The 12274-nt window shown below is 64.8% G+C and carries 11 protein-coding genes and 1 pseudogene; 7 read left to right on the plus strand and 5 right to left on the minus strand.

The window, feature by feature from the left end; all coding sequences use genetic code 11:
• The first annotated feature begins 6 nt into the window (after positions 1-6).
• The 4 genes from ACQR1D_RS02820 to ACQR1D_RS02835 all read left to right on the plus strand — a co-directional run bounded on the left by ACQR1D_RS02820 (position 7) and on the right by ACQR1D_RS02835 (position 2043).
• Positions 7-432: a DUF1330 domain-containing protein gene (locus ACQR1D_RS02820; RefSeq protein ID WP_315803828.1), complete on the plus strand. Its 426-nt coding sequence runs from the start codon at positions 7-9 to the stop codon at positions 430-432.
• 281 nt (positions 433-713) lie between these two features.
• Positions 714-1028, plus strand: a complete 315-nt coding sequence (locus ACQR1D_RS02825) for an ArsR/SmtB family transcription factor (protein WP_315803827.1) — start codon at positions 714-716, stop codon at positions 1026-1028.
• Entirely contained in the window at positions 1025-1384 is a 360-nt protein-coding gene (locus tag ACQR1D_RS02830; RefSeq protein ID WP_316215304.1) for an SRPBCC family protein, read from the plus strand. The genes ACQR1D_RS02825 and ACQR1D_RS02830 overlap by 4 nt, the downstream gene beginning before the upstream one ends.
• 41 nt (positions 1385-1425) lie before the next feature.
• The gene (locus ACQR1D_RS02835) at positions 1426-2043 is read left to right on the plus strand and encodes an ATP-dependent Clp protease proteolytic subunit (protein WP_434893637.1); all 618 of its coding nucleotides are present in this window, start codon (positions 1426-1428) and stop codon (positions 2041-2043) included.
• 78 nt (positions 2044-2121) lie between these two features.
• On the opposite strand, the gene ACQR1D_RS02840 is transcribed toward ACQR1D_RS02835, so the two are convergent.
• The 5 genes from ACQR1D_RS02840 to ACQR1D_RS02860 all read right to left on the minus strand — a co-directional run bounded on the left by ACQR1D_RS02840 (position 2122) and on the right by ACQR1D_RS02860 (position 9799).
• Entirely contained in the window at positions 2122-3186 is a 1065-nt protein-coding gene (locus ACQR1D_RS02840) for an IS630 family transposase (protein WP_434893636.1), read from the minus strand.
• A gap of 306 nt (positions 3187-3492) precedes the next feature.
• Positions 3493-4728, minus strand: coding sequence for an ABC transporter substrate-binding protein (locus ACQR1D_RS02845; protein ID WP_434893635.1), 1236 nt, complete (start codon positions 4726-4728; stop codon positions 3493-3495).
• A gap of 280 nt (positions 4729-5008) precedes the next feature.
• Entirely contained in the window at positions 5009-6235 is a 1227-nt protein-coding gene (locus tag ACQR1D_RS02850; RefSeq protein ID WP_315803823.1) for an ABC transporter substrate-binding protein, read from the minus strand.
• Positions 6236-6544: 309 nt separating this feature from the next.
• Positions 6545-6910 (minus strand): DUF1304 domain-containing protein, encoded by a 366-nt coding sequence (locus ACQR1D_RS02855; RefSeq protein WP_434893634.1) that lies wholly within the window; start codon positions 6908-6910, stop codon positions 6545-6547.
• 93 nt (positions 6911-7003) lie between these two features.
• On the minus strand, positions 7004-9799 hold the full coding sequence (locus tag ACQR1D_RS02860; RefSeq protein WP_434839911.1) for a [protein-PII] uridylyltransferase: 2796 nt from the start codon (positions 9797-9799) through the stop codon (positions 7004-7006).
• Between the two features lie 264 nt (positions 9800-10063).
• On the opposite strand from ACQR1D_RS02860, the pseudogene ACQR1D_RS02865 reads away from it, so the two are divergent.
• The 3 genes and pseudogenes from ACQR1D_RS02865 to ACQR1D_RS02875 all read left to right on the plus strand — a co-directional run.
• Positions 10064-10447: pseudogene (locus tag ACQR1D_RS02865) on the plus strand (ABC transporter ATP-binding protein); the annotation flags it as partial.
• Positions 10448-10504: 57 nt separating this feature from the next.
• Positions 10505-11020 (plus strand): OsmC family protein, encoded by a 516-nt coding sequence (locus ACQR1D_RS02870; RefSeq protein WP_434839910.1) that lies wholly within the window; start codon positions 10505-10507, stop codon positions 11018-11020.
• Between the two features lie 230 nt (positions 11021-11250).
• The gene (locus ACQR1D_RS02875; RefSeq protein WP_315803819.1) at positions 11251-12054 is read left to right on the plus strand and encodes a hypothetical protein; all 804 of its coding nucleotides are present in this window, start codon (positions 11251-11253) and stop codon (positions 12052-12054) included.
• Positions 12055-12274 lie beyond the last annotated feature (220 nt).

Raw genomic sequence — 12274 nt, forward strand, 5'->3', positions numbered from 1 at the left:
GAGTTCATGGGCCATATCGATCCCACCAAGGAGGTGTTCGCGCAGTTCCGGGAGAACGACCGCCCGGGTCCGATCCACATGCTGAACCTGGTGCGACTGCGCAAGGAGGCGGCCTATCCCGACGGACGCAAGGTCAGCGGCGCGGAAGCCTATGCCGCCTATGGCCGCGAGAGCGGCCCGGTGTTCGAGCGCCTCGGCGGCCGCATCATCTGGCAGGGCCGCTTCGAGCTGATGCTGATCGGCCCGCAGGAGGAGCGCTGGGATCACTGCTTCATCGCGGAATATCCGTCCGTGCAGGCGTTCGTCGAGATGATCCGGGATCCCGTCTACCGCGAAGCGGTGAAGCACAGGCAGGCGGCGGTGGAAGACTCGCGGCTCATCCGGCATGCGGTACTGCCGGTGGGGAAGAACTTTGGCGAGGTGCCGGCGTAGTTTTTTCTCAGCAGTGTTGGTCGAAGTCGACGCCCCATCGGCGGTAGGTTCCCTCCCCCCTTGTGGGGGAGGGTTAGGGAGGGGGGTAGCTACGAGGACGGTCGCCCGGAGGCCCCCCTCCCCAACCCTCCCCCACAAGGGGGGAGGGAGCGCAGCGGGGGACTTTGCGAGAGTGTTTTCTACAGTGGAATGCAGTCCGCGAGCGTGGGATCGCTCGATAGGCTCGCCAATGCTTGGGCTGCGGGCTTGCACAAAACATAAGTGTATGCTTATGTGTCGTCATGATCGAGAGTGACATCTTCAAGGCGCTGGCCGATCCGACGCGCTACGCGATCTTCGAGAAGCTCGCGGCCGGCGGCATGAATGCCAGCGCCCTTCGCGAAGGTTTGACGATCAGCCAGCCGGCGATGTCGCAGCATCTCGCGGTGCTGCGGAACGCGGGGCTGGTGCGGGAAGAGCGGCAGGGCCGCTTCGTCAACTACGAGGTCGATCCGAATGGCCTGGCGCACATCGCGCGCTGGCTGGCGAAGTACCGCGCCTACTGGCCATCACGGGTCGATGCATTGAAAACCCTGCTGAAGGACATGGACCAATGACCGATCTCGAGGCTGACGCGCAGGGCGATGAACTGGTGCTCGACTACGAGCTCGATGCGCCGCCGGAGAAAGTCTGGCGTGCCATCAGCAGTCCGGCGCTGCGCGACACCTGGCTGCCGCCCGGCGACCTCGCCGATGCCGCGCCGATCTCGTCGACGCCAGGCGAGGAAGTGCGCTACCGCATGCGCGACGACGAGCCGCCCTACCTCGAAAGCATCGTGACGTTCCAGGTCATCCCCAACGCCGATGGCGGCACGCGGCTCAGGATCATCCACGGACTGGCCGCGGCGCCGCTGATGCGGCGGACGCCGCCAGCGGCGAACAGCAACATGCGCAGTCTGATGCGCGCGGCCTGACGCATCAACTCATCAGCAACTCACTGAACGGGAGCTCGCGCATGCGCGACACGATGCAACTCGTCCCCATGGTCATCGAGCAGTCGAGCCGGGGAGAGCGATCCTTCGACATCTATTCGCGGCTGCTGCGCGAGCGGATCGTCTTCCTCAACGGCGAGGTCAACGACACGGTCTCCGCCCTGGTCTGCGCGCAACTGCTGTTTCTCGAGGCGGAAAACCCGAAGCGGCCGATCCATCTCTACATCAATTCGCCCGGCGGCGTGATCACCAGCGGGCTGGCGATGTACGACACGATGCAATTCGTCAAGGCGCCGGTGCATACGCTGTGCATGGGAACGGCGCGCTCGATGGGCTCGTTTCTGCTGATGGCGGGGGAGCCTGGCGAGCGCACCGCGCTGCCCAATGCGAGCCTTCACGTGCATCAGCCGCTCGGCGGCTTCCAGGGCCAGGCGTCCGACATCCTGATCCACGCCAGGGAGATGGAGCAGACCAAGCGCCGCATGATCCGGCTCTATGCCGAGCATTGCGGACGCAGCTACGAGGATGTCGAACGTACGCTCGATCGCGATCATTTCATGACCGCGGATGAAGGCCTGCAGTGGGGCTTGATCGACCGGGTCGTGAAGCAGCGGGACTTGGCTAGCGTCAGCAGCGATTGATGCGCCTGTGAGGCGACGGTGGTTGCTGTCGCGACGAGTGTCGTCATCCGCCGAAGGCGGGTGACCTAGTACCCGGAATCATAGGGAAGTGATACGGCGGCCTTTGAAGGGGCGCTGGCGTACCCTTTTCTTGGTCCAGACGAAGGGCTCAGCTCTGTCGTTGTAGGCTTTGACATAAGCATCGATGTGCTGCTCGAGCTGCTTGAGACTGGTGAATGAGGCGCCGCTTAATGACTGCCCCTGCAAAATCGAAAACCAGACCTCGACCTGATTGAGCCATGAAGCGCTCGTGGGCGTGAAATGAAATGTCACATTGGGATGCGCTGCGAGCCATTCCTCGTTCTTCGTATGGGTGCTGAGGTTGTCGAGGATGACGTGAAGTTGGCGGTTCGGGAATGAGGCGGTCACCTGATCCATGAAGTCGAGAAACTCGACCCGGCGGCGTCGTTTCGAATGCGTCGCAAGGATCTTGCCGGTGGCGACTTCCAGCGCGGCGAACAGTGTGGTCGTGCCGTGCCGCTTGTAGTCGTGGCTTTGACCGGTCAGGGATCTGCCATTGGGTAGTTTCAGATAGCCCTGCGCTCGTTCCAAGGCCTGGATCGACGGCTTTTCGTCGACGCAGAGGACGATCGCCTTTCTTGGCGGCGCCACATAGAGACCGACCACGTCGGCGGCTTTGGTCGCGAACTTTGGGTCGTCACTCTCGCACCAGGACTTGCGAGCGGCGAGATCGATCTTGTTGCTGCGCAAGAATCGCCAGACATATTGCACATCGACGTCGCCGAGTTCCCGAGCCAACAGCGGTCCAGTCCAGCGTCCGTACCCGGCGGGAGGCGACTTATCGAGCAACTTCAATATCCGTTTGTCGGTGGCCTTTGTATAGATCGGCTGCTTGCCAGGCAGCGGCCTGCTCTGCAGGCCGTCAAGACCATGATCTGCATAGCGATGCCGCCAAAGGCTGACGATCCGTGGCTGGACCCCTACCTGCTTGGCGATCGACCGGGTGCTGTACCCGGCCGCTGCCAGCAGAACGATCTTTGGTCGCTTCAAATCGCGCTGGAGCGTCACCGGCGAGCGGCAACGTTCCTCAAGCGTCTCGCGATCCTTCCGCGACAGGCGCACTTCTCTTGCTTCGGGTATCATCCCAATGTTGAATCACGACTCACTTCCTAAGAAAAGTGGGTACTAGTATTCCAGAGGCCGCCGTGATGACCCGAGCGGCCGCGGCCGGTGAGGGCAGCGTAGGCTCGTTAGCGTCGCGTGGGCCATTATGCTTTGCCACGAAAATCGTCCGTTCCCTCCCCCCTTGTGGGGGAGGGCTAGGGAGGGGGTAGCTCCGGGCGACCGTCTTCGTGGCTACCCCCTCCCCAACCCTCCCCCACAAGGGGGGAGGGAGCGGAGTTGAGGTTTTGGCACGATTTGTTGTCTCTCGCACTTAGTCGCGTGGGCTTACCCCGCGGCTCCCGTGTCCTCGATGATCGGGCCGAACAGCTCCCAGCGCTCGCCATTGAACTTCATCATCTGCATCTGCTTGTTGATGCGGAAGTCGGTCGGCGACGTCGTGATCGAGAGGCCGGGCAGCGCGAGGCTGGGCACGAAGCCCTTGATGCTGGCGGCCTGGCGCATCACGTTCTCGCGCGTGAGGTCGTCACCGCACTGGCGCAGGATCTGCACCAGCAGCTCCGCCGTCGAATAGCCGTAGGTGTTGACGGTGTTGAGCTTGTCGCCTTCCGGGTAATATTTGTCCATGAACTCGAAATAGGCCTTCACGCCCGGATCGTCCTTCCATTGCGGGTCGGCCGGGTCCTTGCCGTAGTTGGTGCTGATGATGTCCTTGGAGATGTCGAGGCCGGCCGGCTTCAAGGTCGCCGACACCGGGCTCGCATTGATGTCGAGGATGTGCACCGGCTTCCAGCCGAGATCGGCGAGCTTCTTGATCGCCTGCGCCGCGAATTTCGGCGTCGAGGCGTCGTAGAGCAGGTCGGCGCCCGACGACTTCAGCTTGACGATCTGCGAGTCCACGGTCGGATCGGTCAGCTCGTAGGACGCCTCCGACACGATCATGCTGTCGGCCTTGGCGCCGAGGCCGCTTCTGAGGCCGGCGATGTAGTCGCGGCCGAGATCGTCGTTCTGGTAGAGGATGCCGATCTTGGCATTGGGGTGGTTGGCGAGAATGTATTTGGCGTAGATCCGTCCCTCCGACTGGTAGTTCGGATTGTAGGCGATGGTCCAAGGGAAATTCTGGGGATCGGTGAAGCGCGAGGCGCCGGTCGCTGCCAGCAGCTGCGGCACCTTCTTGCCATTGAGATATTTCTGCACGGCCGCGTTGGAGGGCGTGCCGATGATCTGGAAGGTGAACAGCACTTCGTCGCCTTCCACCAGCTTGCGCACCTGCTCGACCGCCTTGGGCGGCGAATAGGCATCGTCATACTGGATCAGGTTGAGCTTGCGGCCGTTGATGCCGCCCTTGTCGTTGATCATCTTCAGATAGGCGGCCTGCGTCTTGCCGATGCCGGCATAGGCGGAGGCCGGGCCGGAGAACGGCACGGTCTGGCCGATCTTGATCTCGGTGTCGGTGGCGCCGGTGTCGTATTTCTTCTGCGCGTAGCTGGATGATGCAGGCAGCGCGACGGCCAGCGACGCAGCAATTGCAATTGCGCCGAGACCGAACAGCGACGTTCTCATGCGGGTCCTCCCTCCGGTGATGTTTGGCGATGGTTCTTCTTGGTTGTTATGTCGCCATCGCTGCACGCAAGTGTGGAGGAAGCAAGTCGACAAGGCAACGTTTCAGGGAGCGACCAACCGGCGCAATCCGTGCCGCAACGCAAAAGGGGGCCGCGCTCTCGCGCAGCCCCGCACCTTCGATGTCGATCACGTCATTCCGGGGCGCTGCGCAGCAGCGAACCCGGAATCTCGATGTTCCAGGTTCGTCGCTGCGCGCCGCCCGGAACGACGTCGAGCGGTGCTAACCCGCCGCGCCCTTGTCCTCCAGGATCGGGCCGAACAGCTCCCAGCGCTCACCGTTGAACTTCATCATCTGCAGCTGCTTGTTGACGCGGTAGTCGGTCGGCGAGGTGTTGATCTTCATGCCCGGCAGCGACAGGTCGCCGACGACATCCTTCAGCGACGTCGCCTGCTTCATGACGTTCTCGCGCGTGAGATTGTCGCCGCACATGCGCAGGATGGTCACCAGCAGCTCGGCGTTGCCGTAGCCATAGGTGTTGAAGTTCGAGTTCTTGTCGCCTTCAGGATAATACTTGGCCATGAACTCGAAATAGCGCTTCATGCCCGGATCGTCCTTCCACTGCGGATCGAGCGGGTCCTTGCCGTAATTGACCGAGATCACGCCCTTGGACGCCTCCAGCCCGGCCGGCTGAAGCACCGCACCGACCGACGTCGCATTGATGTCGACGATGTGCACCGGATGCCAGTCGAGCTCGTGCAGCTTCTTGATCGCCTGCGCCGCCTGCTTCGGCGTCGCGGCCGAGAACAAGAGGTCGGCGCCGGCCGCCTTGAGCTTGAGGAGCTGGGAGTCGATCGTGGGATCGGAGACCTCGTAGGAGGCCTCGGACACGATCATCGTCGCCGCCTTGTCGCCGAGGCCGGCCTTGATGCCGTTGAGGTAGTCCTTGCCGAGATCGTCGTTCTGATAGAGCACGCCGACCTTGGCATTGGGGTGCTCCTTCAGAATGTACTGGCCGTAGATGCGGCCCTCGGTGAAGTAGTTGGGATTGTATCCCATGGTCCAGGGGAAGTTCTTCGGATCGGTGAACTTGGTGGCGCCGGTGGCCGCGAACAGCTGCGGCACCTTCTTGGCGTTCAGGTATTTCTGGACCGCGGCGTTGGACGGCGTGCCGATGATCTGGAACGTCAGCAGCACCTCGTCGTCCTCGACCAGCTTGCGCACCTGCTCCACGGCCTTCGGCGGCGAGTAGGCGTCGTCATACTGGATCAGCTTGATCTTGCGGCCGTTGATGCCGCCCTGCTCGTTGATCATGTTGAAATAGGCGGCCTGGGTCTTGCCGATCGAGGCATAGGCCGAGGCGGGACCCGAGAACGGCACGGTCTGGCCGATCTTGATCTCGGTATCCGATGCGCCGGGATCGTACTTCTTCTGGGCCGAGGCTGACGTGACGGAGAGGGTGACGGCCAGAGCGGCCGCCCCTGCAAGACGGAAATATCCCTGTCGCATGGGGTCTATCGTTCCTCCTGATTTGTTGTGCGGCTGGTCTGCCCAATGGGCGCCATCGCTGGAAGGCAGTGTGGAGGAACGGCTTGGCGGACGCAAGGCGAGGGGAGCGCGGGTGGGGCGGTTCCGCGGGGCGGGGGCGTGTGCTGATTTCGTCGCCTTTCGGCGAGAGCATTGGCCTCATGGTTCGAGACGCGCCGCAAAGGCGGCGCTCCTCACCATGAGGGTGGAGATTGCGCCGCGAATTCCGCCCTCGTCCTGAGGAGCCCGCCGGAGGCCGGCGTCTCGAAGGACGGCCGCAGCCTCGATGGGTCAGCCCGCGAGCCAGACCAGCACGAGACCGATCGTGGCCGGCACGCTCTGGATGAACAGGATCTTGCGGCTCGCGGTGGCCGCGCCGTAGAGCCCGGCGACCAGCACGCAGAGCAGGAAGAAGATCTTGATCTGGAACGCGAACGCCGGCGCCGGGTGCGCCAGGCCCCAGAACAGGCCGGCGGCGAGGAAGCCGTTGTAGAGGCCCTGATTGGCGCCGAGCACCTTGGTCTGCTCCGCGCGCTCCGGCGTGTTGTTGAACGCCCTCAAGCCGGCCGGCCTGGTCCAGAGAAACATCTCCAGCACGAGAATGTAGACGTGCAGCAGGCCGATCAGCCCGACGACGATGTCTGCAATCAATGCCATGGTTCGGCTCCCCCAAGCCTGCGTGGGCCGGCGGTGGTGCCGGTCCCCTTCTTCAAATCGGCTCCGAGCGGCTCAGGGCCGCGCGATGGTCCCTCATGCCGCCGGTTGAGCGGCCGCGTCGTCGTTCGCCAGCAGATGCAGCAGCGCGCTCTTGATCGCGGCCTGCCGGGTCGGCGCGTTGATCTGCGCGCCCAGGAGGTCGGTGACGTAGAACACGTCGCGGGCGCGCTCGCCGAAGGTGGCGACATGGGCGGAGGCGATGTTGAGGTTCAGCTTCGAGATCGCCGTGGTCAGCTCGTAGAGCAGGCCGGGCCGGTCGAGGCCGGAGACCTCGATGACAGTGTAGAGCTCCGACCATTGATTGTTGATGGTCACTTCCGGCTCGACCGAGAACGCCTTGTGCTGCTTGCCCCGCGTCGTCCGCCGCGCCACCGCGTCGGGCAGCCGCAGCTTGCCTTCCAGCACCTGCTCGATGGTCTCGCCGATCCGGGTCGCGCGCCGACCCTCGTCCTCGTCGCGCTCATATTCGCGGGAGATCGCGATGGTGTCGAGCGCGCGGCCGTCGGTCGTGGTGTAGATCTGGGCGTCGACGATGTTGGCGCCGGCCGAGGCGCAGGCGCCTGCGATGATCGATAGCAGCCAGGGGTGGTCCATCGCGAAGATCGTCAGTTCGGTGACGCCGCGGGCCGGATCGAAGCCGACATTGATCGCGAGCTTGTGTCCCGCATCCTCGCTCGCGCGCACGAAGCGGGCATGGCGGATCTTGCGCGGCAGCTCGACCTTGAGCCAGTAGGCCGGATAGTGCCGGCCGATATAGGTGTTGAGCTCGTCCTCGGGCCAGTCGGTGAAGGCGTTGCGGAACTCGGCCTGCGCCGCGGTGATGCGCTTGGCGCGATTGACCTCGGAGAAGCCGCCGGTCAGCACCGGCTCGGTCTCGTAATACAGCGTGCGCAACAGCTGCGCCTTCCAGCCGTTCCAGACGCCGGGGCCGACGCCGCGGATGTCTGCGGTGGTCAGGATCGTCAAGAGCTTCATCTGCTCCACCGACTGCACCACGGCGGCGAAATTCTCGATCGTCTTGCGGTCCGACAGGTCGCGCGACTGCGCCACCGTCGACATCGTCAGGTGCTCCTCGATCAGCCAGGCGACCAGTTCGGTGTCGGCATTGTTGAAGCCGAGCCGCGGGCACAGCCGGCGCGCGATCTTGGCGCCGGCGATGGAATGGTCCTCGGGCCGCCCCTTGGCGACGTCGTGCAGCAGCACGGTGATGTAGATGACGGCGCGGTGCTCCGGCCGGATCTTGCGCATCAGGTCGGAGGCCAGGGTGAACTCGTCGATGCCGCCGCGCTCGATCTCCTGCAGGAACCCGATGCAGCGGATCAGGTGCTCGTCGACCGTGTAGTGATGATACATGTTGAACTGCATCATCGAGACGATGCGGCCGAAGGCGCGAATGAAGTGGCCGAGCACGCCGGTCTCGTTCATCCGCCGCAGCACGACCTCGGCATCGTTGGAGGTCAGGATCTCCATGAACAGCCGGTTGGCCTCGGGATCGTCGCGCAGCTCGGTGTTGATCAGGTTCAGCGAGCGCGTGACCGCGCGCATCGCGTCGGGATGGAAGGCGAGGTTGTTCTTCTGCGCCAGCCGGAAGATGCGGATCAGATTGACCGGATCGTGCTTGAAGACGTCGGGCGCGGCGAGGTTGATGCGGTTGTTGTCGACGATGAAGTCGTCGCTCTCCGGCACGCGCCGCCAGGTCGAGCCGGTGGTCAGGCGCGAGATCATCCGGCTCAGCACCGGCGCCGGCTTGGCCTGCTGGTCCTCGAGCTTGGCGCACAGGATCGCGGTGAGATTGCCGACCTCCTTGGCGACCAGGAAGTAGTGCTTCATGAAGCGCTCGACATCCTGCATGCCGGGATGGCTGGTGTAGCCGAGCCGGACCGCGATCTCGCGCTGCAGGTCGAACGACAGCCGTTCCTCGGGCCGCCCGCTGACGAAATGCAGGTTGCAGCGCACCGACCACAGGAAGTCCGCGCAGCGCCGGAAGGTGCGGTATTCATGCGCGTCGAACACGCCGCGCTCGACCAGCTCGGCGGTCTCGCGCACGCGGTAGACGTATTTGGCGATCCAGAACAGCGTGTGCAGGTCGCGCAGGCCGCCCTTGCCGTCCTTGACGTTGGGCTCGACGAGATAGCGCGACTGGCCGCCGCGGCGATGCCGCTCCTCGCGCTCGGCGAGCTTGGCGGCGACGAACTCGGCGGCGGTGCCCTGCACCACCTCGCTGTCGAACCGCGCGACCAGCTCGTCGTAGAGCGGCCGGTCGCCGGCGAGATAACGCGTCTCCAGGATGGCGGTGCGGATGGTCATGTCGCCGCGCGCCTGGCGGATCGACTCGTCGACCGACCGGGTCGCGTGGCCGACCTTCAGCCCCATGTCCCACAGCGAATACAGGATGGCTTCGGCGACCTGCTCGCCCCAGGCGGTCTGCTTGTAGGGCAGGATGAACAGCAGATCGATGTCGGATTCCGGCGCCATCAGGCCGCGGCCATAGCCGCCGGTGGCGACCACCGCCATGCGCTCGGCGCCGCTCGGCACCTGCGAGCGATAGAGGTGCTGGGTGGCCGCGGCGTAGAGGATGCGAATGATCTCGTCCTGTACGAAGCAGAGCTGCTCGGCGCAGCGCCGGCCGTGGCGGTCCTTCAGCAGTTGCGCCTGGGCCGCCGCGCGCGCCTTGACCAGCTCGGCCTTGAGGAATTGCACCACCGCGGCGCGGAACATGTCCTCGCGTCCCGAATGCTGCGCGGCCAGCGCGTCGACCGCAGCCGCGATGCCGGCGCTATCGAAATCGGAAACGCTATCAGGGTGGGAATGGGGGGCGACGCTGTCCATGGCTGCAACCGGATATCGAACAAGGCCTGTGCTGTCACGAAACTTCCAATGCAACAATCGATCCATGCTGTCATCGGTGGTCACGGGATGATGATCGTTCTGGACCGCGCCGTCGAAAGGAAAAGCAATTCTCGCGCGCTTCCGGAATAAACCCCTGTAATAAAAGAGAGATTTCCGAGGCGCCGAACGAGCTGCGGCGGGTGATTGTCGGGGCGCGGATTTGCTGCGGTTGCGGCCGTGGTTCTACTGGGCTGCGACGCTTGACGCGCGGCCGAGCCGGTGAATGAGGTCCGCGGCGCGCGTGCGCTTTTGCGCGACGAGCCGTTCTCGGCGCTCGATGCCTTCACCCGCAAGGACCTGCAGGATCATCTGCTCGATCTCTCGACTGATACGCGCCCGACACTGGTGCTCGTGACCCACGACGTCGAGGAAGCCGTCGTGCTGGCCGACCGCGTGCTGGTGATGCGGCCGCATCCCGGCCGGCTGTTCGAGGAGATCACCATCAATCTGTCGCGGCCGCGGGACCGCAACGCGCCCTTGTTCGACCAGTTCAAGCGCCACGTGCTGACCGCGCTGGACCGCTCGCTCGACCGGACGATGCCGGACACGCAGGGCAGGGGTGAGCCCGGCGGCGGCCTGTGGTGGTGACAGCGGCAGCCGGTCCCGGTACATCTCGTCTGAAATAAATCCGGGAGAGAACGACAAATGGATGCTGCCGAGCTGCGCGCCATGCAGGCGCCGATCAAGGAACGCTACAAGGCCGACCCGTCCGCCGCCGTGATCACCTTGAAGGCCAAGGGGGAGGTCGGGCAGGAGGGGCTGACCTGCAAGCTCGAGACCGGGCGTGCGCTTGCCGTGGCCGGTCTGCATCCGGGAACCGGCGGCTCCGGGCTCGAGCTGTGCTCCGGCGACATGCTGCTCGAGGCGCTGGTCGCCTGCGCCGGCGTCACCTTGAAATCGGTCGCGACCGCGGTCGAGGTGCCGCTCAAGAGCGGGCACGTGTTCGCCGAAGGCGATCTCGATTTCCGCGGCACGCTCGGCGTCGACAAGGAGGCGCCGGTCGGCTTCCAGGAAATCCGCTTGCGCTTCGAGGTCGACACCGACGCCCCGCAGGACAAGCTCGACCTGCTGCTCAAGCTCACCGAGCGCTATTGCGTGGTCTATCAGACCATCAAGAACGGCCCGAAGGTGTCGGTCAGCCTGAAGCGGGTGGCGGCGTAGCCCGTCGTTCATTCTGTGTCTCGCCATTGGTGAGCGCAAGCCGGCGAGGCGTGCTCGGTCTGCGCCTTCCCCGCGCGCGGGGGAGGTCGTCTCGCATCGCAGATGCGAGGCGGGTGGGGGAATTCTCTCCTCACGGTACACTCATATCGATCACCACCCGAGCCGCGCCCCCACCCCAGCCCTCCCCCGCAGGCGGGGGAGGGAGAGCACCGCCGCTGCGGCATGAGCTGATGTCCCTCGATCCTTCCTTCCTGCTGCTGCTGGCCTTGCGCATGGCGATCGCCGCGTCATTCGTGGTCTCGGCGTCGATGATCGCCGAGCGCACGGGACCCGTCATTGGCGCGCTAGTCGCGACCCTGCCGATCTCGGCGGGGCCGACCTACGTGTTCCTCGCGCTCGACCACGACGCCGCCTTCATCGCGCAGGGCGCGCTGACCAGCCTGCCGATCAATGCCGCGACGATCTTCCTCAGTCTCGCCTATGCCGTGCTGGCGCAGCGCCACAGCGTGGGGGTGGCGAGCGCCACCGCCGTCGCGGTGTGGCTTGGTCTCGCCGCCCTAATCAAGAGCGTCGAGTGGACACTGTCGATGGGCATCGCTGCCAACGTCGTGACCTTTGCGATCTGCCTGCCGCAGCTCGCGCGCTACCGTCATGCCAAGATGCCGCTGATCACACGGCGCTGGTACGACGTTCCCTTACGCGCCTCGCTGGTCGCGACGCTGGTTGCGACCGTGACCTCGGTGTCGGGCTGGGCCGGCCCGAGCGTCTCCGGCATCCTGGCGCTGTTTCCGATCGTCTTCACCTCGATGATGCTGATCCTGCAGCCGCGCATCGGCGGACCCGCGACCGCGGCCGTGCTGGCCAACGGTGCCTGGGGCCTGATCGGCTTCTCGCTCGCCGTCGTCGTGCTGCATCTCGGCAGCCTGCATTTGGGCGCTACAGTGGGATTGAGCGGCGCGCTCGCAACCTGCGTCGGCTGGAATCTCGGCCTGTGGTGGCTGGGTCGGCGGAAGGCGGCGAGGCGGGTCGCGTAGGGTGGGCAAAGCGCAGCGTGCCCACCACTCTGCGCCACGTGCTCGACATGGTGGGCACGACGCTGCGCGTCTTTGCCCACCCTACGGCTCTCTCCGCCGTCATTGCAAGCGAAGCGAAGCAATCCAGGGCTCAGGTGGGACTCTGGATTGCTTCGGCGCGGGGGCGCCTCGCAATGACGGACAGTCTGAAGCAGCCGCCTCCCAGCCCACCGCCGTCATT

It is taken from the genome of Bradyrhizobium sp. HKCCYLRH2047 (assembly GCF_051168175.1).
In the GTDB taxonomy this organism is placed as follows: Bacteria; Pseudomonadota; Alphaproteobacteria; order Rhizobiales; family Xanthobacteraceae; genus Bradyrhizobium.

Coding starts and splice junctions, on each gene's coding strand:
- ACQR1D_RS02820 (WP_315803828.1), top strand. CDS start 7: ATGGGCCATATCGATCCCACCAAGGAGGTGTTCGCGCAGTTCCGGGAG.
- ACQR1D_RS02825 (WP_315803827.1), top strand. CDS start 714: ATGATCGAGAGTGACATCTTCAAGGCGCTGGCCGATCCGACGCGCTAC.
- ACQR1D_RS02830 (WP_316215304.1), top strand. CDS start 1,025: ATGACCGATCTCGAGGCTGACGCGCAGGGCGATGAACTGGTGCTCGAC.
- ACQR1D_RS02835 (WP_434893637.1), top strand. CDS start 1,426: ATGCGCGACACGATGCAACTCGTCCCCATGGTCATCGAGCAGTCGAGC.
- ACQR1D_RS02840 (WP_434893636.1), bottom strand. CDS start 3,186: ATGATACCCGAAGCAAGAGAAGTGCGCCTGTCGCGGAAGGATCGCGAG.
- ACQR1D_RS02845 (WP_434893635.1), bottom strand. CDS start 4,728: ATGAGAACGTCGCTGTTCGGTCTCGGCGCAATTGCAATTGCTGCGTCG.
- ACQR1D_RS02850 (WP_315803823.1), bottom strand. CDS start 6,235: ATGCGACAGGGATATTTCCGTCTTGCAGGGGCGGCCGCTCTGGCCGTC.
- ACQR1D_RS02855 (WP_434893634.1), bottom strand. CDS start 6,910: ATGGCATTGATTGCAGACATCGTCGTCGGGCTGATCGGCCTGCTGCAC.
- ACQR1D_RS02860 (WP_434839911.1), bottom strand. CDS start 9,799: ATGGACAGCGTCGCCCCCCATTCCCACCCTGATAGCGTTTCCGATTTC.
- ACQR1D_RS02870 (WP_434839910.1), top strand. CDS start 10,505: ATGGATGCTGCCGAGCTGCGCGCCATGCAGGCGCCGATCAAGGAACGC.
- ACQR1D_RS02875 (WP_315803819.1), top strand. CDS start 11,251: ATGTCCCTCGATCCTTCCTTCCTGCTGCTGCTGGCCTTGCGCATGGCG.